The organism is Vibrio sp. JC009 (assembly GCF_029016485.1).
GTDB lineage: Bacteria > Pseudomonadota > Gammaproteobacteria > Enterobacterales > Vibrionaceae > Vibrio.
The window spans coordinates 776,247-795,508 of the sequence record NZ_CP092106.1 but is presented as its reverse complement, the minus strand read 5'-3'; the positions used below and the strand labels follow the sequence as shown (position 1 = coordinate 795,508).

Genomic DNA, 19,262 nt, shown 5'->3' with positions numbered 1-19,262 from the left:
CACCTGCCGCCTGTAGCCTGCTACCTTATAAGCCAGCGTCAGCAAATACCTGGTTAACGATGTCCTGAGCTTCTTTCTCAATCATCTTCAGATGCTCTTCGCCTTTAAAGCTTTCACAGTAGATCTTGTAGATATCTTCTGTGCCAGAAGGACGAGCAGCAAACCAGCCGTTTTCAGTGGTCACTTTCAGGCCACCGATAGCTGCGCCGTTACCCGGAGCATTTGTAAGACGAGCAGTGATTGTCTCGCCTGCAAGCGTATCAGCTGAAACCATTTCAGGAGACATCTTCTTAAGAACATTTTTCTGATCAGCATTTGCAACAGCCTGAATACGGTTGTATGCAGATTCGCCGTGCTTAGCAGCAAGTTCTTCGTAGTATTCCTGAGGGTTCTTACCGGTAACCGCTGTGATTTCTGCTGCAAGAAGACACAGGATGATGCCGTCTTTATCAGTAGACCAAGGCGTACCGTCTTTACGCAGGAATGATGCACCCGCACTCTCTTCACCACCGAAACCAAATGAACCGTTGTAAAGACCGTCTACAAACCACTTAAAGCCAACCGGTACTTCGCATAGCTCGCGGCCAAGGTCAGCAACAACACGGTCGATAAGTGCACTTGATACCAGAGTCTTACCAACAGCAACATCGCTTGCCCAGCCTTCACGGTGGCGGTACAGGTAGTCGATACATACAGCCAGGTAATGGTTTGGATTCATCAGGCCCTTAGGCGTTACGATACCGTGGCGGTCGTAGTCAGGGTCGTTACCAAATGCCAGAGTGTAGTCATCTTTAAGAGCCAGAAGGCCAGCCATTGCGTAAGGAGAAGAACAGTCCATACGAACCACGCCATCTTTATCCAGAGACATAAACTGGAAAGACGGGTCAACAGCTTCACTTACCAGCGTCAGGTCAAGATCGTAAGTCTTAGCGATAGTTCTCCAGTACTCGATACCAGAGCCACCTAGTGGATCAACACCGATTTTCAGACCCGCTTTCTGGATTGCTTCCATATCGATAACATTTACCAGGTCATCAACATATGGCTGAACCAGTTCCATCTCTTTCAGAAGAGGGCTTGCTTTCGCTTCTGCCAGAGGCATACGCTTAACGCCTTCAAGGCCTGCAGCAACCAGCTCATTTGCACGGTCTTCAATTGCCTGAGTCAGGTCAGCTTCTGCCGGACCACCGTGTGGCGGGTTGTACTTGATACCACCGTCCTGTGGTGGGTTATGAGATGGAGTGATGACAATACCATCTGCTTTTGCTTCGTTTTTCAGGTTGTAAGTCAGGATTGCGTGCGAAACACCCGGAGTTGGTGTATAGCCGTTATCTTCCTGAACGATCACTTCAATGCCATTTGCAATCAGAACTTCAATCACTGAGTAAATTGCTGCTTCTGAAAGAGCATGAGTATCTTTACCAACAAATACAGGGCCAGTTGTACCCTTTTCTGCACGTACTTCAGCTGTTGCCTGAGCAATCGCCAGAATATGTGTTTCGTTGAAAGAGGATTTGTCTGCTGTACCACGGTGACCAGAAGTACCAAACTGAACCTTATGAGCAGGGTTAGCCGGATCTGGTTGGAGTAAGAAGTAGTTAGCAACTAGCGCAGGAATATTATGTAAATCTTCTTGTTGTGCCTTTTGTCCGGCACGAGGGTGCATAGCCATTATAGTTTCCCTTCATTATTTCTCTACTTAAAGCCTTAAGACTGAATACCTTTTTAAGCACTATCCTGCAAGGGGGCAGCTAGGAAAACTTAAAAAATAAACAGGCTTATAAGAAAAAAGCCTCACAACGACGTCTGAGGACAGGTCATTATGAGGCTTAAGCCAGTCTTAAAGCTACGGTATGTGTTAAAAATTATATTGCAGCACACACTTTTTCAATTAAATCAGCCTGAAAACCCATTCTGGTCATCAATTGATCCACCATTTGGCGTTTTCGATTGGTATTTGTATTGGTAATTACCCAGAATGGCGTTGCCGGAATTGCCTTAGGTTTTGTGGTCTTACCGCTTTCAAGCAGCACCTGCTCATTGTCTGCAAAGTAGACGCGGGTACGGCCTTTCACCTGAGTCGCTTCAGCAAAACTTTCGCCGTCAACTCTGTACAGAGATGAAAGCACCAGCATAAATCGGTCAATGGCTTTTTTGCTTCCCGCAAACTCATCAGAAATCAGCAGAGAACGCATCTCTTTCACGCCATCGATACTGGTCTCTTTACCTGCATCTTTACTTACTACGATACCAACTTGCGGTTCTGGCTGCTTTTCTTGCGCGACAGGAACTACTTCTTCTGGTTCTGACGGGGCGACCTTTTGTGTCACCGGCTCACCAACTGCGCTAAAGCCCAGTAGTCTTCTCAGAATATCGGAAGCACTCTCACCAATATGTTCGGTTTGGCTGGCAATGTAACGGTAAAGATCCTCATCAACCTCAATTGTCTTCATTCGCTTTCACAATCTCACTGTTTTTACTATTCCGGTGATTATAACCAGAACTTCCGTGATACTCTACGCCAAACCCATCACGAATAAGAGAAAATGTCTGAACGTCTAAATTACACACTACAGGGAGAGGGACAGACCATAGTGCTTATTCACGGTCTGTTTGGCAGTCTGGATAACCTTGGCAGGCTTGCCAGAGACTTATCTTCTGACTATCAGGTACTTAGTGTTGATTTGAGAAATCACGGCCACTCTTTCCACTCGGACGTGCATACCTATGATGTGATGGCAGAAGATCTGCATAAGATCATTGACTCTCTGAAGCTATCCGGTATCCATATTATCGGCCACTCCATGGGCGGAAAGGTTGCCATGAAATATGCCGCAGACCACCCTGAAAATTTAGCCGGTCTTACTGTTATGGATATGGCTCCGGTTAATTATCCGCAAAACAGACATGATAATGTTTTTGCCGGGCTGGCAGCGGTTTTGGCAGAAAAGCCTGCCCACCGCTCAGAAGCACTGGCTGTTTTGGCTCAGCATGTGGAAATTGAGGGCGTAAGACAGTTTTTAGGCAAGTCTCTTTATAAAACCGAAGGCTATTTTACCTGGCGCTTCAATGTGGCAGCCATAAAGGAAAACTACCGCAATATCCTCGGCTGGGCTCCCGTACCTGAGTGCACCATTCCGACTCTTTTCCTCAAAGGTGCAAACTCAGATTACCTTCTGCCGGAATATCAAAATTTGATAAGAGACCAGTTCCCTAATTCTAAAGCCCATATAATAGCGAATACCGGGCACTGGCTGCATGCTGAAAAGCCACAGGAAGTCATAAGAGCAATCAGAAGATTTATCATCAACAATTCTAATTCTCAATGACTCTTCTGCATTAACTTTACCCAATAACGGTGGTATAGTGCAGGCACTCAAATGGCACCAAGGAGCGATATGCTTTACGACTACATCGATATTCTGGAATCCATTGGGCTTGATCTTCTTTTCGCCTCTGTCTTTTTTCTGATAGGCATGGCGATAAAAGATGTTCTTAAGCAAGGCAATGTTCCGGTTTTCGGTAGACGAATCGTATGGCTGGTTCTTTTTTTAGGGTGTGCCGGCTTTGTGGTAAAAGGAATTATTCAGCTGAGCTGGGAAGGCACAGGCTTGGGCTAATCAACTCCCTCTTTCGCCAACGTTAACAAAATAATAGATAGGTAATCATATATGGCAAGCGTAGGTCTCTTCTTTGGCAGCGACACAGGCAATACAGAAGCTGTCGCAAAGATGATCCAAAAACAACTAAGCAGTAAATTAGTACAGGTGCAGGATATTGCAAAAAGCAGCAAAGAAGATGTAGATAACTTCGATCTTCTTATCCTGGGTATCCCAACCTGGTACTACGGCGAAGCTCAGTGTGACTGGGATGATTTCTTCCCTGAACTGGAAGCAATTGATTTTTCAACAAAGCTTGTTGCTATTTTTGGCTGTGGTGATCAGGAAGACTACGCTGAGTACTTCTGTGATGCGATGGGTGATATCCGTGACATCGTAGAAAACAAAGGCGGTACCATTCTGGGTAACTGGCCTACTGAAGGTTATGAATTCGAAGCTTCTAAGGCACTGGTTGATGACAGCACTTTTGTTGGTCTGTGCATCGACGAAGACCGCCAGCCGGAACTGACAGAAGAGCGTGTAAACAAGTGGGTTAACCAGATCTACGACGAAATGTGCCTGGCTGAACTGGAAGACTAATCCTTTCCATTTCCCGACATCTGATTGATAAAACGCCTCTTAATGAGGCGTTTTTTGAATAGTAATAATTCTTATCCTTCATAAGATTGTGGTTTATTGTTACCGCTCAGTAACCTATAATAAACCAATTAAGACTGTCGAAACGTTTTATACAGTTCATCTACAGGAAAGAGTATGTCAGACAACAATAAAGCACTAAAGGACGCAGGACTAAAAGTTACCCTGCCCCGGCTAAAGATTTTAGAAATTCTGCAACAGCCAAGTTGCCAGCATATCAGTGCTGAAGAATTGTATAAAAAGTTGATCGATCTTGGGGAAGAGATCGGCCTGGCGACAGTATACCGTGTACTAAACCAGTTTGATGATGCCGGCATCGTCACCCGTCACCACTTTGAGGGTGGAAAATCTGTATTCGAACTGGCAACTCAGCACCACCACGATCACCTGGTTTGTCTGGACTGCGGCACAGTAATCGAATTTTCTGACGAAATGATCGAAAAGCGCCAGAAAGAGATCGCCCTTGAGCACAATATTGAGCTAACCAACCACAGCCTGTACCTTTACGGCAACTGTGTTGGCGGCAAGTGCAAAGAAGACCCTAAGGCACACGATAAGAAATAAGTGTGAATTGCGGATAAAGAAAAACCAGCACCTGGATCAAGCCACTACGTTTTCTGTGGTTAAGTAATGAAGAAACCCCCATAGAGTCAACCCTATGGGGGTTTTATATTGGACAGTTTTCTGTCTGTCGATTTGGTCTACTTAACGTCCGCGCCCGCAATCAAATACAGTCTTCTTATAAGATAAATCCTGCCGGAAGTTAGCAGTTTCAGGACTTAAAGCATTAGATTTAAATCTGAATAATTATGCAGACCACTCGTTCCCATGGTCCTCCGTGGGAATGCATGTCAGACTCAAAACTACCAGCCAGAGTATAAACTGCCACTGGACTTATTTTCTCTACTTTTAGTGGTTTACGAGAATACCTCCAGCCGTGGTATGCATTCCCACGCTGGAGATGTATGGACTCCCGGCTCCCTCAGGAGTAGCGTAATAAGCGACCAAACTTTTACAAAAGGAGTCCATACATGAAATATTCTACCGTTATTGCTATTGACCTTGCAAAGAGTGTTTTTCAGGTCTGTAAGATGAATTTCGATGGCAAGATTATTTTTAATCGAGAAATGAGCCGTAAGAAACTGCTGGAATTTTTAGCCAGGGAAAAAGCAACACTGGTAGCAATGGAGTCATGCAGTACAACCAACTATTGGGCTCGATATGCTAAAGAGCAAGGGCATGAAGTGAAGGCTATTGCCCCACGTCGGGCAGCTGCATTCAGGCAGGGCCAAAAAACCGATGCCAATGACGCTATTGCCATTGCTATCGCAGCTACGCAATCTCAAATAAAATCCTGTCGCATACCAACCGTTGAAGAGCAGTGTCAGCAATCCATCGTTCATATGCGAGATCTACTGGTTAGGCAGAAGGTAAGTATAAGTAATCAACTGCGTTCCTATTTACTGGAGTTTGGCATTCCGATCACTAAAGGTGATAAAGCATTGAGAGAAGCCATTCCTTATGTTCTTGAGGACGCTGATAACGGATTAACCGGCCAGTTTAGAGCTTGCCTGAGTCAGATGTATGAGCAGTTTATAAATTTGATAGAGCAAGTAGAAGCTTTTACACAACAACTACAGCAGTCAATAGCGCAAGATAAAGTGTGCAGGCGGTTACAAGCTCTGGAGGGGGTTGGCCCAGTATGCTCAGTTTTATTAAAAGTAGCGTTAGGCCAGGCAGAGCATTTTAGTAAGGGTAGAGAAGCTTCAGCTTGTCTGGGGTTAACACCCGTTCAACACAGTAGTGGTGGTAAACAGAAAATAGGTTCTATCGCTAAAAAGTGTGGTCACAACATGTTGCGTAGTGCACTCTTTCGAGGAGCCTTAACAGTTGTGTGTAAACTGGAAAAACGAGAAGCCCGGACAGGAAAAGAGCAATGGCTTAAAGATCTGACCACAAGGCGAGGCAAAAAAGTTGCAGCTATTGCTTTGGCAAATAAAACGGTGAGAACGGCTCTTGCCATGATAAAAAGTGATGAGGAATATAAGCCACAACCACTTGTGGCTTAATACCAGGTTAGTCAAAAAGAACGTAAGAACAAACAGGTAAGACCAACCTTCAAGAGACTGGCCCATGCTCAGGTAGAAACTACCGTGCGGGAGATAAAGTCATGAAGGTGCGAATACATCGAAGAGGCCGAGGTAGCTCCTCAGTTAGAGCCCGTATATAAGCAAGCATCTGACCTCTGTTCTAATAAACTTTTTGACAACACCCGGGAGTCCATATAAGCATGGGAACGAGAGAACGGTGACTAATTTAACAATATTATTGCATAAAGAAAGCGTGCCATTTCAAATAGCAATGCTCGTTTTTGTCCAAAAGCTTTCAGGTTCAGCATCACGAAAAGTGGTGCCGTTCATCATTTGGGGACACCGGAAGTTATTAGAAGGGTAGATTTAGGCCAGAACGCCCAAGTCGCTTTTGTCCAAAAACGAGTAAGCTAAGTATGAAACTTTAGTCCTATCCTACAGTGATCCGTACAAGTTGGGTGGACTAAGTTAACGCGGTTGCGGATGCTGGCTATGGCTTGCACCTGGATGCTGCTTTTTTATGCCTGCTTCCCAGAGTCCTGGGAGCGAAGCGACCGCCCCCAGGCCCCCAGAGCCTTAATTAGCTTCGATCTTCGCCCAGGTATCACGCAGACCGACAGTACGGTTAAACACCAGCGCCTCAGGCTGAGAGTCTTTAACATCCGAACAGAAGTAACCTGTACGCTCAAACTGATAACCCACTTCTGCTTGTGCTTCTTTCAGGCTTGGCTCAACAAAGCCATTCATTACAACCAGAGATTCAGGGTTGATTACTGAAGTAAAGTCTTCTGCTGCTGCCGGGTTTGGCACAGTGAACAGGCGGTCATACAGACGAATTTCAGCCGGAACACCTTTATCCGCTGAAACCCAGTGGATTACACCTTTTACTTTACGGCCGTCAGCCGGGTTTTTGCCCAGAGTATCCGCATCATAAGTACAGAAGATAGTGGTGATATTGCCTTCAGCGTCTTTTTCAATACGCTCAGCCTTAATCACATAAGCACCACGCAGACGAACTTCTTTTCCAAGTACCAGACGCTTGTATTTCTTGTTCGCTTCTTCGCGGAAGTCTTCGCGTTCAATCCAGATTTCACGGCTGAACGGCACTTCACGGGTACCCATTTCTGGCTTGTTCGGGTGGTTTGCGATGTTTAGTGTCTCAACTTCACCTTCAGCGAAGTTTTCAATCACGATTTTCACCGGCTCAAGAACCGCCATTGCACGCGCAGCATTCTCGTTCAGATCGTCACGGATACAGGATTCAAGAGATCCAAACTCGATCATGTTTTCCTGCTTGGTTACACCAATACGCTTACAGAACTCACGGATAGAAGCAGGAGTAAAGCCACGGCGACGCAGGCCTGAAATGGTCGGCATACGAGGGTCATCCCAGCCGTTAACCAGGTTGTCAGTCACAAGCTGGTTTAGCTTACGCTTAGACATCACTGTGTATTCAAGATTCAGGCGGCTGAACTCGTACTGACGAGGCTGGCAATCGATAGTGATATTATCCAGAACCCAGTCGTACAGACGACGGTTATCCTGGAACTCCAGCGTACAGATAGAGTGGGTAATGCCTTCCAGCGCATCGGAAATACAGTGAGTAAAGTCGTACATCGGGTAGATGCACCACTTGTCACCTGTCTGATGGTGCTCAGCAAAACGGACACGGTAAAGCACCGGATCACGCATAACCATAAAGGGTGACGCCATATCGATCTTGGCGCGAAGACAGGCTTTACCCTCTTCGAACTCACCTGCGCGCATCTTTTCAAACAGCGCCAGGTTCTCTTCAACACTACGGTCACGGTATGGGCTGTGCTTACCCGGCTCTTTTAGCGTACCGCGGTATTCACGAATTTGCTCTGGACTTAGCTCTTCAACATACGCTAAGCCTTTGTTAATTAATTCAACTGCATAATCATATAGCTTGTCGAAGTAGTTAGATGAATAGCAAATTTCATCCGACCACTCAAAGCCCAACCAGTGCACATCGTTTTTAATCGACTCAACGTACTCGACATCTTCTTTTTCAGGGTTTGTATCATCAAAACGCAGATTACATTGTCCCTGATAGTCCTGAGCAATTCCAAAGTTTAAACAGATAGATTTAGCGTGACCGATATGCAGGTAGCCATTTGGCTCCGGCGGGAATCGAGTATGCACGCTGGTATGTGTACCATCAGCCAGGTCTTTATCAATAATCTGGCGGATAAAATTCGATGGTCTAGCCTCAGCTTCACTCATCTAAACACCTCAGTTTTTTGGGATTGTCAGAAATAATCGCTAATGATCCAATATTCTGAGTCATTAAACAATATAAAGTGTGAAATTCTGCTTTATTTCTTACTGGTTGGATAAATTATACGCAAGAAAAAAGCCCGGCGGCCCGGGCTTTTAGAGTTCCTGCTTTCGCAGGATGGCGTTAATGTCCGCCTTGCACTATTTCCGGCTATTAACCTAGCAGGCTTAGTGCTGAGTTTGGTGCCTGCTTCGCCTGTGCCAGCACAGAAGTAGAAGCCTGCTGCAGAATCTGAGACTTGGTCATCGAAGTGGTTTCCTTCGCGAAGTCTGTATCCTTGATTCGGCTCTTAGACGCATTCACGTTTTCGTTGATGTTGTCTAAGTTGTTAATCGCATGGTCGAATCGGTTCTGGAATGCACCCAGCTCTGAACGGTGCTGGTCTACATATTTCAGGGCCGCATCCACAATCGCTACCGCTTCCTGTGAACCACCTACTGATGTTACATCGATAGTATCAACCGTTACTGCTGTCGGACCACCCATGCCCAATTCACCGGCAATATCGCCACCGAAGGATACATCGCCTTCAACCTTGTTGTTACCTGCAAATACCTGCAGACGGCCTTCTTCATCGACTGAAGCTTTTACCAGATCCTGCTGACCGTTGATGTAAGTCGCAAGCTCTTCAATATCGTCACCCGCTTTCGCGTTTACTGTGATTTCCTGAAGGTCACCGAACTTGTCAGTCATGCTCATGGTGAAAGTAGAGTCCTGGGATACTTTCCAGTCTTTACCCTGACCATTTTCTGCTTTGTAGCTTTCGCCACCCATCATTGCGTTATCAGAGCGCATGTCTTTTAGCTGAAGCATTACCGCTTCACCGTTGTCTGCGCCAATCTGGAATGACTTAGTACCGTGAGTACCGTTTAGCAGACGGTTACCACCGAAAGATGTGGTTTCTGCGATACGGTTCAGTTCGTCATTCAGTGCCACAACCTCTTCCTGAATCGCTACACGGTCTGCCTTAGTGTTAGAGCCATTCGCTGATTGTAGTGAAAGGTCACGCATACGTTGCAGGATGTTGGTGGTCTCTTTCATCGCACCTTCTGCTGTCTGAGCAATCGAGATGCCGTCGTTTGCATTTCGTACCGCTACATCCAGACCGCGACTCTGTACGTTCAAACGGTTAGAGATTTGAAGACCCGCTGCGTCGTCTTTTGCGCTGTTGATTTTGAAGCCAGAAGACAAACGTTCCATTGAACCATTCAGGTTGTTAGCTGCACTGTTCAGGTGTCGTTGAGCTGTCATTGCTGCTACGTTGGTATTTACATTAACTGCCATGGTGATTTCTCCAATTGATTTTCCGGTTTAGCGGTTTCCGACGTCTCGGAAAACCAAGTAGTTCTCTCAAAGATACTTTCATTAACGGCTCGGTTCAGAATTCCTTTAGGTTTTTTTTTCGATTTTTTATAAAAAAATCCGTTTGGGGTATTTATCGTGAGAAACAGCAGAAAACCGATAAAAAAGGATAAATAATAACTAAAGTTTTGCTGATTGTTGTCGAAAGGAGGAACCTGTAAAAACTACCCAAGCAAGCTCAAAGCAAGGTTAGGCGTCTGTTTTGCCTGTGCCAGAACCGAAGTGCTTACTTGCTGAAGTATCTGTTGCCTGATCATGGCGGTGGTTTCTTTGGCAAAGTCGGTATCTTTTATCCGGCTCTTGGAGCTGGCTAAGTTTTCGTGGATATTGCTCAGATTATTAATCGCATGATCAAAACGGTTCTGATATGCACCGAGCTCAGAACGGTGGCTATCTACAAATTTCAGCGCGCTATCAATAACCGATACCGCCCTTTGCGAACCACCCACGCTAGTGATATCTAAATCATGCACCGTTTCATACACGGGACCGGCCATGGAGAGCTCGCTTGCCAAGCCACCACTAAAACTGATAGCGCCACCGGCACGATCTCCGGCCATAAATATCTGCAGCTGCCCGTCTTCATTAACCGAAGCAGAAACCGCATCCGTCTGACCATTGATATAAGTAGCCAGCTCTTCAATATCATCGCCCGCTTTAGCTTTAATCTGAATGTTCTCTTCCCGGCCCTGAGCATTAGTAAATGACATATTGAACGTATTCTTTCCGTCCTTCACTTTCCAGCTCTTATCAGCCATCCCTTCTGCCACATAGGAGATACCGCCCATATCACGGGTATCAGAACGCATATTCTTCAGGCCAACCTGAACCGCTTCACCAGAGCCCGCTCCTATCTGGAAAGAAGCACTGGCAAAATTACCATTAAGAAGCTTTCTTCCGCCAAAGGAGGTGGTTTCAGCAATCCGGTTCAGTTCATCGTCCAGCGCTGACATCTCTTCCTGAAGCGCAACCCTGTCCGCTTTACTGTTAGAACCATTGGCCGACTGCAGAGAAAGATCCCGCATACGCTGAAGTATGCTGGTTGTCTCTTTCATTGCCCCTTCCGCCGTCTGCATAATGGAAATGCCATCGTTGGCATTTCTCACCGCCATATCCAGGCCGCTCATCTGAGACTCTAAACGATTGGAGATCTGCAATCCGGCAGCGTCATCTTTTGCACTGTTAATACGGTTTCCTGAAGACAAACGCTCAAGGGACTGGCTCAGCTTATGTGATGCCAATCCTAAGTTACGTTGTGCTATCAATGCAGGAACATTGGTATTAACGGTAACAGCCATGGATGCCTTTTAAACAAAACAATAAAAAATGGGTTTTCAGGCTGGTATCGGCGGAAAGTGGGGAAACTTTAGAGGATTTTTATATTGCAGGAACAGAGCATAACAATTTGATGGAGAGGCCAGAGAACAGTTCTCCCCCTTGAGTGAAAAAGCCTAACTGATTGATAAAGCTAATAGAAGGGGAAGTTAGAGGGGGTTGATTATGCTATGCATGGTTAAATCACAAAAGCTTAAACTCATGAGAAACAACCCCTCCCAACCTCCCCTTCGATGCTACTTCCTCGAACACCCAACCTTCCGAGGCTAAGGGGAGGAGCGTTCTTTGACTCCTTAACTTATGTATAAGAGTCAGGCCTCCGCGGGGATGACAACAGTAAATGGATTAAGCGATTTCAACCTTTTGCAGCATCTCTTCACACGGAGCAAAGAAATAAGCGCCCGTCACCGCTTTGGTAAAGCGCAGCATCTGGTCCGTCTTACCGTCTGTTACACCGTACATGCTTTCCAGCATGGTTTTGATATTGTGCAGCGTATTACAGTAAGCGATAAACAGCAGACCGTGATCGCCGGAAACAGAGCCATATGGCAGGCTGTGACGTACAATCTTAAGGCCAACACCTTCTTCCTTGATATCCACCCGGCCCACATGCGACGCAGCAGGAACATCATCAAGCTCAACAGAATCAGGCTTAGTACGGCCAATCACCTTCTCCTGAGCAGAAACAGACAGGCGGTTCCATGCCGGAAGATTGTGAATAAAACGCTGAGCCAGAACATAGCTGCCACCAGCGAACTCACCTTCAGGGATAATGGCTACCTCTGCACGCTCATCTCCTTCCGGATTTTCTGTACCATCAATAAAGTCCGTCATATCGCGGGCATCAAGGTAGCGATAGCCGTAGGTCTCATCCACCACATCGACAAATTCAGAAATCTCAGCCATTAGCTTGCGAAGCAGATAGAAGTGCAGATCATGACGGTTTGAATGGCAGTGAATAATCATATCCACATCGGTTGCCGGAGCGGTGATCTCGCCCTCACCTAAAGGAGCAAAAGGAATTAACTCCTCAGGCATTGCCTGGTTTGTCTGAGACCAGAAGCCATGATCAAAAGCGACGGAAACCGTAAGGTCTGCGCCTGGCTGAGTATCGTTCAGCTCTTTTACTAACTGCGGAAGCAACTTAACCTGAGCAAGCACCTTTGCTGCTTCTGAACGAACTTTTAGTTGAACATATAATGCAAATGGCCCTGCTTCCGGGACAATTGCAGATTGATAAACTGACATACTCTTTCTCTCTTTATTATTAAGGGGGTAAACGTTTGTTTAAGGTTCTAGTGTATACCGCAAAGCCCGGATCACATTGATTTTAGTCATACAATAGACATTCTTAGTTAAGCAAAGGTGAGCGAAAACAATCCCTTACCCTCCGACTTCTCATCACAAAAATAAGAATCCAGAACAGCATAAGCAGGGATAATGCATTTGCCCAGCTAAAGCGTCCGCCATCCAGATAGACCTGATAAGCCGAAAGCCCAATCTGGGCCAGTGTCACGCTTATCGTTAAAGCCCTGCCGTAATGAATCACCTTCAAAACCCACTTCCGGTCCGGATGCCGAAGACCAAGCAGCCAAAATAAAATCAACACCGGAGCTCCAACTATCAAACCTATATACAAAGTGGAGGTTACCGGATAAATCACTTCCAGCACCTTAACCCCGGCATCACGGCTGACTCCGGCCATAATAAAAACCACCCAGGCCTTAGCCAGAAAAAACCAGCTTAGCGATAACCATACCGGCACCTGAAGAAAGCCATGCTTGTCATACTGCTCAATTGAATACTGCACTTAATACACCCTGATGCTTGTTAGGCTTTGATGCGCTATGATAGCGCAAGTTTACATTCCTTCTATCAGATAAAAAATAATTAAGTATGGCCAAAAACAAAACTCCAATATCCGCAGAAACACAAACCGAAGCGATGAAAATAGCTAAAGCCACACAAAAACCGGGGCAGACAAAAGAGCAGACCAAACTTATCGCGCAGGGCATCGAAAAAGGGATCGCCCAATACAAAAAGCAGCAGAAAGAGAGAGCCAGACTGGCTGATAAAGCGAAAAAGAAAGAGCGCAAAGATAAGATCCGGCAGCAAGTGACGGAAGAAAGTCAGGTTGAGACGGTGGAAACAAAGGCATCAACCGGGACGTCGAATAGTATGTTGCCTTGGGCACTTTTGGTTATTAGCTGGATGGGATTTTTTGCCTATTTGCAGGTTTAGGGGCTCATACCTATAGCCCTATTACCCTGACTCTTATACACAAGTTTAAGGAGCCAAAGAATGCTCCTCCCCTTAGCCTCGAAAGGCCGGATTTTCGAAAAAGTAACATCGAAGGGGAGGCAGGGAGGGGTTGTTTCTCATGAGCTTAAGTTTTGGTGGTTTAACCATGCATGGCATAACCAACCCCCTCTAACTCCCCCTTCTGTTAGCTTTATCAACCAGTTAGGCTTTTCACTCAAGGGGGAGAACCGTTCTCTGGTCACTTTAATATTTGTGTATAAGAGTTAACCCTATTACGCTATAGGGCAAAGCCCGTCCCCGACCCTCTGATCCTGAACCAGTTATTACAGATATAAAAAAACCCCGTCATATGACGAGGTCTTAAATATGGTCGGTGAAGAGGGATTCGAACCCCCGACCCTCTGGTCCCAAACCAGATGCGCTACCAAACTGCGCTATTCACCGATAATGTCTGTTTTGCTTAGGAGCTCGCTAGAGGGTCGCCCTCTGGTCCGCTATTCCTAAAAGCCGGAGATGCGCTATCAAACTGCGCTATTCACCGATAATGTGTTGTTCGTTGGAACGGATGCGTATATTACGGATTCTTGACAGAGACGCAAGCCCTTTTCGTCAGTTTTTTTACAAAAAAGTTTTATCGGTCATTTTGCACCCAAAACGTGACTAAAAACACAACAATAAAAACAATTTATTAACCTATTCTAGCCACTTGATCCAGATCATGACTAAACACGCTAACTCGCTCTAAGTTAATACCTGTCTTCACATTCTTTGCTGAAGGATAACATGGAACGTTAGCTCGCACTCCTTTTTGGGATATGCCGATAGCCATCATGAACGATAGTTATAAGCGCTCTTAGTTTGATGCTATTTCCTGTGTTTGTTCATATGCGAGGGCGTGAGTGACAAATCTCCTCACTAGATCGCTTAGCAATTATAGCTATTGCTCCGGAGTAAATTTAAATATTTACTCCGGTTTTTCTATGCGCCGAATTTAAAATATCTTGGTATACTCTGCCAAAGCCGTTCTGTTTCGAGATGAAGTTATGTCTCACGAAGATGATCTAGATTTATTTCAGCAAATGATGGGGGATGTCAAACCCCTGACGCAAGATACTGCTGAACACCAGAAAAAACACAAAGTTACTGAAGCCCACATAGCAAGAAGGGAAGCCGCCGTCTGGCTCAGTGAACAGGATCCTGAATACCTGTCGCTTGACAATGCTCCAATGCTTAAGCCTGAGGACATCATCGAGTTTAAAAGAGATGGTGTTCAGGATGGCGTATACCGCAAGTTACGCTTAGGGAAATACCCTATTCAGGCGAAGCTCGACCTGCACAGGAAAACACTTGAGCAAGCCAGAGACGAAGTGGTTAAGTTTCTGAAACAGTGCCTGAGAATGGATATCCGGACCGTAATCATAGTCCATGGCAAAGGCGAACGTTCAAATCCGCCTGCTTTAATGAAAAGCTACGCCGCCGACTGGCTTCGCCAGATTAAGGATGTCATGTGTGTTCACAGCGCTCAGAGGCATCACGGTGGCAGCGGTGCTGTGTACGTTATGCTGCGTAAAAGCGATGAGAAAAAGCTGGAAAACAGAGAACGCCACCAAAAACGTATGGGTTAACCATTTTAGAGATTTCACCGTTGTGAAACGTTAGAGAGAAAAAACATGTCACAAGATACTGCTAAACGCCTGAATAAATTTATTAGTGAAACAGGGTATTGCTCCCGCCGCGAAGCCGACCGCTTAATCGATCAGGGCCGGGTCACCATCAACGGCTCAGTGCCTGAAATGGGCACCAAAGTACAGCCTGGCGATGACGTACTGGTAGACGGCAACCCTCTGAAGAAAAAAGAGAAACCAATCTATATCGCCCTGAACAAACCAACCGGTATCACCTGCACAACAGAACGCGATGTTCAGGGTAATATCGTTGACTTTATCGGGCACAAACAACGCATCTTTCCTATCGGCAGACTGGATAAGCCATCAGACGGCCTGATCTTCCTGACCAACGACGGTGATATCGTCAATAAGATTCTGCGCGCAGGCAACAACCACGAAAAAGAGTACGTGGTTCGTGTAGATAAACCGATCACCAAAGAATTTATCAAGCAGATGTCTTCCGGAGTTAAAATTCTGGATACAGTGACGCTGCCATGTAAAGTCACTCAGGAAACCAAATTCTCATTCCGCATCGTTCTGACTCAGGGACTTAACCGCCAGATCCGCCGTATGTGTGAAGCTCTGGGCTATGAAGTCTATAAACTTCGCCGGGTACGCATTATGAACATCACCATTGACGGCATTCCAAACGGTCAATGGCGCTACCTGAGCGATGAGGAAGTGGCAGAAATACTGCGCATGAGTGAAGACTCAGTGGGAACCGAAGAGGCATCTAAAGTGGACGGTGAAGGACGAAGAATCCGAAAAGCTACCGATGCCAAGCTTTTCGACAGCCGCGATGAGAACCAGACTTCAACAGCAAGACGCAACCAGAAACCAAAGCATCGTACGTACAGCGGTAAAGGTGCAGATGAATTCAGGCACTCTCCGAAAAAACGTAACGAACAGAAGCGTTCTTCCGGAAAACCGGCAAGATCGGATTCCAAGCCCTCTTCAGGCTCAAAGCCTGCTAAAAGGCCTGCAAAAAGAGTGACCGGTACTTTATCCCTGAAAAAGTGACTTTCTAGATTAGAGCGCACATATCTGAGGGGACAGAGAATGCTCCTCCCCTTAGTCTCGAAAGGCCGGATTTTCGAAGAAGTAACATCGAAGGGGAGGCTGGGAGGGGTTGTTTCTCATGGGTTTAAGTTTTGGTGGTTTAACCATGCATGGCATAACCAACCCCCTCTAACTCCCCCTTCTATCAACATCACCGATCTCTTAGCTATCGGGTCAAAGGGGGAGAACGGTTTAGAGCTCGCTTTTAGTTCGGAAGTCACAAGCAGACTTCTATGCGGTTAACTGACAATATACTCCACGCGTAACCACAATCAGATCCTGCGGGGCAAGCTCAATATCCAGTCCCCGCTTTCCTCCTGAAATCAAAATCGTCTCCTGAGCTTCAGCGCTGCTGTCTATAAACGTCGGCAGTGCTTTCTTTTGTCCCAGAGGGCTTATGCCACCAACAATATATCCCGTCACCTTCTGAGCGATATCCGGATCCGCCATATCCGCTTTTTTCGCTTTCATCGCCTTAGCCGCCTGCTTCAGATTCAGCTTCTCATCCACCGGAATAATTGCCACCGCCAGATTTCTTGCTTCACCATTAACGCTAAACAGCAGAGTTTTAAACACCTGCTTCGGATCCATCCCTAAAGCTTCAGCCGCTTCCATACCATAGCTCTGACAGTTTGGATCATGCTGATACTGGCGTAGTACGTGAGAGATTTTTTTCTTTTTTAATAGATTTATTGCCGGAGTCATTTGTTATTACTCTTCTTTCTTAGCGCTTTACTGACTGAATGTACTTGATGGAACAAACATACTTGGGCCATGGATGGCCAAGTTTAAGCGAACATGGATGTCTTGAGCGGTTTGTGGAATCAAGTACATTTAGTCAGTGACGGACTAAAATGGGTCACGTATTTATGTTTAATTCCTACATGTTGTCCTGCACCCACGAAACCATAAGCGCCCAAAAAAAACGGCCAGAGAAAACTCTGACCGCTTTAATTTACGTTTTTTCAGCTTTAATGGTCAAGCTTACTTATAAACCATCTCACCCTTAGGCTCGTACTTGCTAACATCAATCGGAGAGTTTTTCTCCAGGTAATCTTTCAGCACGCCTGCATCAACAAAGCCAGTGTTTACATAGCCTGGGTGGCCAGTCAGCTTAGGATAACCGTCACCACCAGCAGCGTTAAAGCTTGGTACAGTGAAGCGGTAAATCTTATTCATATCAACCGGCTTACCACCGATCAGGACATCACTCACCTTACCGTCAGCAACCGTCATAGAAATACCTGCAAACTGAGCGTAAGCACCAGAATCCACCGGCTTAGTCGCTACAACATTCAGATAATCAATAACTTCGCTACCCTTCATATCAGTAAAGGTAATCGCATTACCAAACGGCTGAACAGTCAGAACGTCTTTGTAAGTAATATCACCAGCATCCATTGACGCACGCACACCACCAGAGTTCATCACACCAAAGTCAGCTTTTGCGCTCTCCATCTGAGCTGTCGCAATCAGACGGCCAAGGTTAGTCTGGTTAAAGCGAACGATATTACGCTCACCTTCAAGACGGCCATTCGTCTCTGCTACCTTGATACCAAGCTTCTCCTGACCCTTATCCTGATAAGGCTGCAGGAATGCCTTCATTTCAGCATCTTGTGCAATCTCATCCTGAATAAATACGCGCTTCTTCTTACCATCAACCTTGATCTTCTTCTTCAGGTTAACCGGGATCAGGTTATAGCTAACCATCTCCAGTTCACCATTGATAAATTCAAAGTCAGCACGGCCAACATATTTACCCCACTCATGCGCCTGTACAATCCAGGTACCGTTCTGGTTATCCGGTTCACAAGATTCGCCCGGCTTAAAGTTCTTATTGTACATGTTAGGGCCTTCCATACAGACAGGCTCCTGTGAGTGACCACCCACAATCATGTCCAGGTCACCTTCATCAAGGTAACGGGCAAGAGCAACATCACCCGGTGCGTTTACGCCGCTCATCGCGTTAGCGTAGTGACCCATATGAGTTACCGCGAAAATCAGATCTGGTTTTTCCGTCTTCTTGATCTCAGCAATCAGCTTCTTCGCTTCTTCCTTCGGATCACGGAAGTCCAGTGAACTGATGTACTCTGGGTTACCGATCTTCATTGTGTCTTCAGTTGTCAGACCGATAAGTGCAATCTTAATACCCTGCTTTTCAAACATCTGATAAGCCTGATACTTACGCTTGCCGGTTTCCTTATCATAAATATTCGCAGAAAGCATAGGGAAGTTAGCCCAATCCATCTGCTGCTCAAGCACCTCGAGCGGGTTATCAAATTCATGGTTACCCAGAGCCATTGCATCATAACCAAGCATGTTCATGCCTTTGAAATCCGGCTCTGCGTCCTGAAGGTCAGACTCTGGAACTCCCGTATTAATATCACCACCAGAAAGCAGTAATACACTGCCGCCTTCCGCACGAATCTCTTCACGCAGGTCATCCACCAGAGTCTTACGAGCAGCCATACCGTACTCACCATACTTGTTGTGCCAGAAGCGGCCATGATGGTCGTTAGTATGCAGAATGGTTAGCTTATAAGTCTGATCTTCTTCCCACTGAGGACCAGAAGCACAACCGGCTAGCGTCGCAAGAATAGCTGCACTTAATGCAGTTTTAAGAATCAGGCGTTCCTTCATTGTCATTACCTTTATTTATCGATCTGTTAAAGCACTCTTTCGAATACTTAAGTTATAATTCATCCAACCAATACATTCGTTATATTTCTAGTATTGCTATAGAAACAAAAGAATTTCAACATCAGACGGATGAAGTATTTGTGTTGCGAATATTACAGATATATGACAAACAAACTGTGACTGCCTGCAAAAAAGCATCCGGAAATGGGGCTGAACCTGAATATGTTTCAGTATGTGTTTATTCTATGCTGTGTAACACATTTTTTTGGCACAAAAAAACCGGCGAGCG

General features: G+C 45.9%; 17 protein-coding genes and 1 tRNA gene. 8 read left to right on the top strand and 10 right to left on the bottom strand.

What is annotated here, in order from left to right; all coding sequences use genetic code 11:
- Positions 1-25 precede the first annotated feature (25 nt).
- A complete protein-coding gene (gene pgm / locus L3Q72_RS03810) occupies positions 26-1,672 on the bottom strand; it encodes a phosphoglucomutase (alpha-D-glucose-1,6-bisphosphate-dependent) (protein ID WP_275131340.1) in 1,647 nt (548 codons plus the stop codon).
- A gap of 193 nt (positions 1,673-1,865) precedes the next feature.
- On the bottom strand, positions 1,866-2,453 hold the full coding sequence (gene seqA / locus L3Q72_RS03805; protein WP_275131339.1) for a replication initiation negative regulator SeqA: 588 nt from the start codon (positions 2,451-2,453) through the stop codon (positions 1,866-1,868).
- Between the two features lie 93 nt (positions 2,454-2,546).
- Here seqA and L3Q72_RS03800 point away from each other — a divergent pair, with 93 nt between their 5' ends.
- From L3Q72_RS03800 to L3Q72_RS03780, 5 genes are all read left to right on the top strand, one after another.
- Positions 2,547-3,329 (top strand): alpha/beta fold hydrolase, encoded by a 783-nt coding sequence (locus tag L3Q72_RS03800; RefSeq protein ID WP_275131338.1) that lies wholly within the window; start codon positions 2,547-2,549, stop codon positions 3,327-3,329.
- 69 nt (positions 3,330-3,398) lie between these two features.
- Positions 3,399-3,620, top strand: coding sequence for a DUF2788 domain-containing protein (locus L3Q72_RS03795; protein ID WP_275132066.1), 222 nt, complete (start codon positions 3,399-3,401; stop codon positions 3,618-3,620).
- A gap of 51 nt (positions 3,621-3,671) precedes the next feature.
- Positions 3,672-4,199 (top strand): flavodoxin FldA, encoded by a 528-nt coding sequence (fldA, locus tag L3Q72_RS03790; protein WP_275131337.1) that lies wholly within the window; start codon positions 3,672-3,674, stop codon positions 4,197-4,199.
- 174 nt (positions 4,200-4,373) lie between these two features.
- A complete protein-coding gene (fur, locus tag L3Q72_RS03785) occupies positions 4,374-4,820 on the top strand; it encodes a ferric iron uptake transcriptional regulator (RefSeq protein WP_275131336.1) in 447 nt (148 codons plus the stop codon).
- Positions 4,821-5,287: 467 nt separating this feature from the next.
- Positions 5,288-6,325 (top strand): IS110 family transposase, encoded by a 1,038-nt coding sequence (locus L3Q72_RS03780; protein ID WP_275129398.1) that lies wholly within the window; start codon positions 5,288-5,290, stop codon positions 6,323-6,325.
- Between the two features lie 597 nt (positions 6,326-6,922).
- On the opposite strand, the gene glnS is transcribed toward L3Q72_RS03780, so the two are convergent.
- The 5 genes from glnS to L3Q72_RS03755 all read right to left on the bottom strand — a co-directional run bounded on the left by glnS (position 6,923) and on the right by L3Q72_RS03755 (position 13,155).
- The gene (gene glnS / locus L3Q72_RS03775) at positions 6,923-8,593 is read right to left on the bottom strand and encodes a glutamine--tRNA ligase (protein WP_275131335.1); all 1,671 of its coding nucleotides are present in this window, start codon (positions 8,591-8,593) and stop codon (positions 6,923-6,925) included.
- Between the two features lie 208 nt (positions 8,594-8,801).
- Complete coding sequence (locus L3Q72_RS03770) at positions 8,802-9,932, bottom strand: flagellin (protein ID WP_275129907.1); 1,131 nt, start codon at positions 9,930-9,932, stop codon at positions 8,802-8,804.
- A 242-nt stretch (positions 9,933-10,174) separates the two neighbouring features.
- Positions 10,175-11,308, bottom strand: a complete 1,134-nt coding sequence (locus L3Q72_RS03765) for a flagellin (protein ID WP_275131334.1) — start codon at positions 11,306-11,308, stop codon at positions 10,175-10,177.
- A gap of 382 nt (positions 11,309-11,690) precedes the next feature.
- Positions 11,691-12,593, bottom strand: coding sequence for a Dyp-type peroxidase (locus L3Q72_RS03760; protein WP_275131333.1), 903 nt, complete (start codon positions 12,591-12,593; stop codon positions 11,691-11,693).
- Positions 12,594-12,696: 103 nt separating this feature from the next.
- On the bottom strand, positions 12,697-13,155 hold the full coding sequence (locus L3Q72_RS03755; protein ID WP_275131332.1) for a DUF2919 domain-containing protein: 459 nt from the start codon (positions 13,153-13,155) through the stop codon (positions 12,697-12,699).
- 86 nt (positions 13,156-13,241) lie between these two features.
- On the opposite strand from L3Q72_RS03755, the gene L3Q72_RS03750 reads away from it, so the two are divergent.
- Entirely contained in the window at positions 13,242-13,586 is a 345-nt protein-coding gene (locus tag L3Q72_RS03750) for a DUF2956 domain-containing protein (protein ID WP_275131331.1), read from the top strand.
- Positions 13,587-13,974: 388 nt separating this feature from the next.
- Here L3Q72_RS03750 and L3Q72_RS03745 read toward each other — a convergent pair.
- Positions 13,975-14,051: transfer RNA gene (locus L3Q72_RS03745), tRNA-Pro, on the bottom strand.
- Positions 14,052-14,650: 599 nt separating this feature from the next.
- Here L3Q72_RS03745 and smrA point away from each other — a divergent pair.
- A complete protein-coding gene (gene smrA / locus L3Q72_RS03740) occupies positions 14,651-15,232 on the top strand; it encodes a DNA endonuclease SmrA (RefSeq protein ID WP_275131330.1) in 582 nt (193 codons plus the stop codon).
- Between the two features lie 45 nt (positions 15,233-15,277).
- Positions 15,278-16,294: a 23S rRNA pseudouridine(2604) synthase RluF gene (gene rluF / locus L3Q72_RS03735; RefSeq protein WP_275131329.1), complete on the top strand. Its 1,017-nt coding sequence runs from the start codon at positions 15,278-15,280 to the stop codon at positions 16,292-16,294.
- A gap of 270 nt (positions 16,295-16,564) precedes the next feature.
- On the opposite strand, the gene ybaK is transcribed toward rluF, so the two are convergent.
- Both ybaK and ushA read right to left on the bottom strand, forming a co-directional pair.
- The gene (gene ybaK, locus L3Q72_RS03730; protein ID WP_275131328.1) at positions 16,565-17,038 is read right to left on the bottom strand and encodes a Cys-tRNA(Pro) deacylase; all 474 of its coding nucleotides are present in this window, start codon (positions 17,036-17,038) and stop codon (positions 16,565-16,567) included.
- Positions 17,039-17,317: 279 nt separating this feature from the next.
- Positions 17,318-18,973, bottom strand: a complete 1,656-nt coding sequence (ushA, locus tag L3Q72_RS03725) for a bifunctional UDP-sugar hydrolase/5'-nucleotidase UshA (protein WP_275131327.1) — start codon at positions 18,971-18,973, stop codon at positions 17,318-17,320.
- Between the last annotated feature and the right edge of the window lie 289 nt (positions 18,974-19,262).

Excerpts from the sequence above, each read along its gene's own strand:
- pgm (WP_275131340.1), bottom strand. The coding sequence starts at position 1,672 with ATGGCTATGCACCCTCGTGCCGGACAAAAGGCACAACAAGAAGATTTA.
- seqA (WP_275131339.1), bottom strand. The coding sequence starts at position 2,453 with ATGAAGACAATTGAGGTTGATGAGGATCTTTACCGTTACATTGCCAGC.
- L3Q72_RS03800 (WP_275131338.1), top strand. The coding sequence starts at position 2,547 with ATGTCTGAACGTCTAAATTACACACTACAGGGAGAGGGACAGACCATA.
- L3Q72_RS03795 (WP_275132066.1), top strand. The coding sequence starts at position 3,399 with ATGCTTTACGACTACATCGATATTCTGGAATCCATTGGGCTTGATCTT.
- fldA (WP_275131337.1), top strand. The coding sequence starts at position 3,672 with ATGGCAAGCGTAGGTCTCTTCTTTGGCAGCGACACAGGCAATACAGAA.
- fur (WP_275131336.1), top strand. The coding sequence starts at position 4,374 with ATGTCAGACAACAATAAAGCACTAAAGGACGCAGGACTAAAAGTTACC.
- L3Q72_RS03780 (WP_275129398.1), top strand. The coding sequence starts at position 5,288 with ATGAAATATTCTACCGTTATTGCTATTGACCTTGCAAAGAGTGTTTTT.
- glnS (WP_275131335.1), bottom strand. The coding sequence starts at position 8,593 with ATGAGTGAAGCTGAGGCTAGACCATCGAATTTTATCCGCCAGATTATT.
- L3Q72_RS03770 (WP_275129907.1), bottom strand. The coding sequence starts at position 9,932 with ATGGCAGTTAATGTAAATACCAACGTAGCAGCAATGACAGCTCAACGA.
- L3Q72_RS03765 (WP_275131334.1), bottom strand. The coding sequence starts at position 11,308 with ATGGCTGTTACCGTTAATACCAATGTTCCTGCATTGATAGCACAACGT.
- L3Q72_RS03760 (WP_275131333.1), bottom strand. The coding sequence starts at position 12,593 with ATGTCAGTTTATCAATCTGCAATTGTCCCGGAAGCAGGGCCATTTGCA.
- L3Q72_RS03750 (WP_275131331.1), top strand. The coding sequence starts at position 13,242 with ATGGCCAAAAACAAAACTCCAATATCCGCAGAAACACAAACCGAAGCG.
- smrA (WP_275131330.1), top strand. The coding sequence starts at position 14,651 with ATGTCTCACGAAGATGATCTAGATTTATTTCAGCAAATGATGGGGGAT.
- rluF (WP_275131329.1), top strand. The coding sequence starts at position 15,278 with ATGTCACAAGATACTGCTAAACGCCTGAATAAATTTATTAGTGAAACA.
- ybaK (WP_275131328.1), bottom strand. The coding sequence starts at position 17,038 with ATGACTCCGGCAATAAATCTATTAAAAAAGAAAAAAATCTCTCACGTA.
- ushA (WP_275131327.1), bottom strand. The coding sequence starts at position 18,973 with ATGAAGGAACGCCTGATTCTTAAAACTGCATTAAGTGCAGCTATTCTT.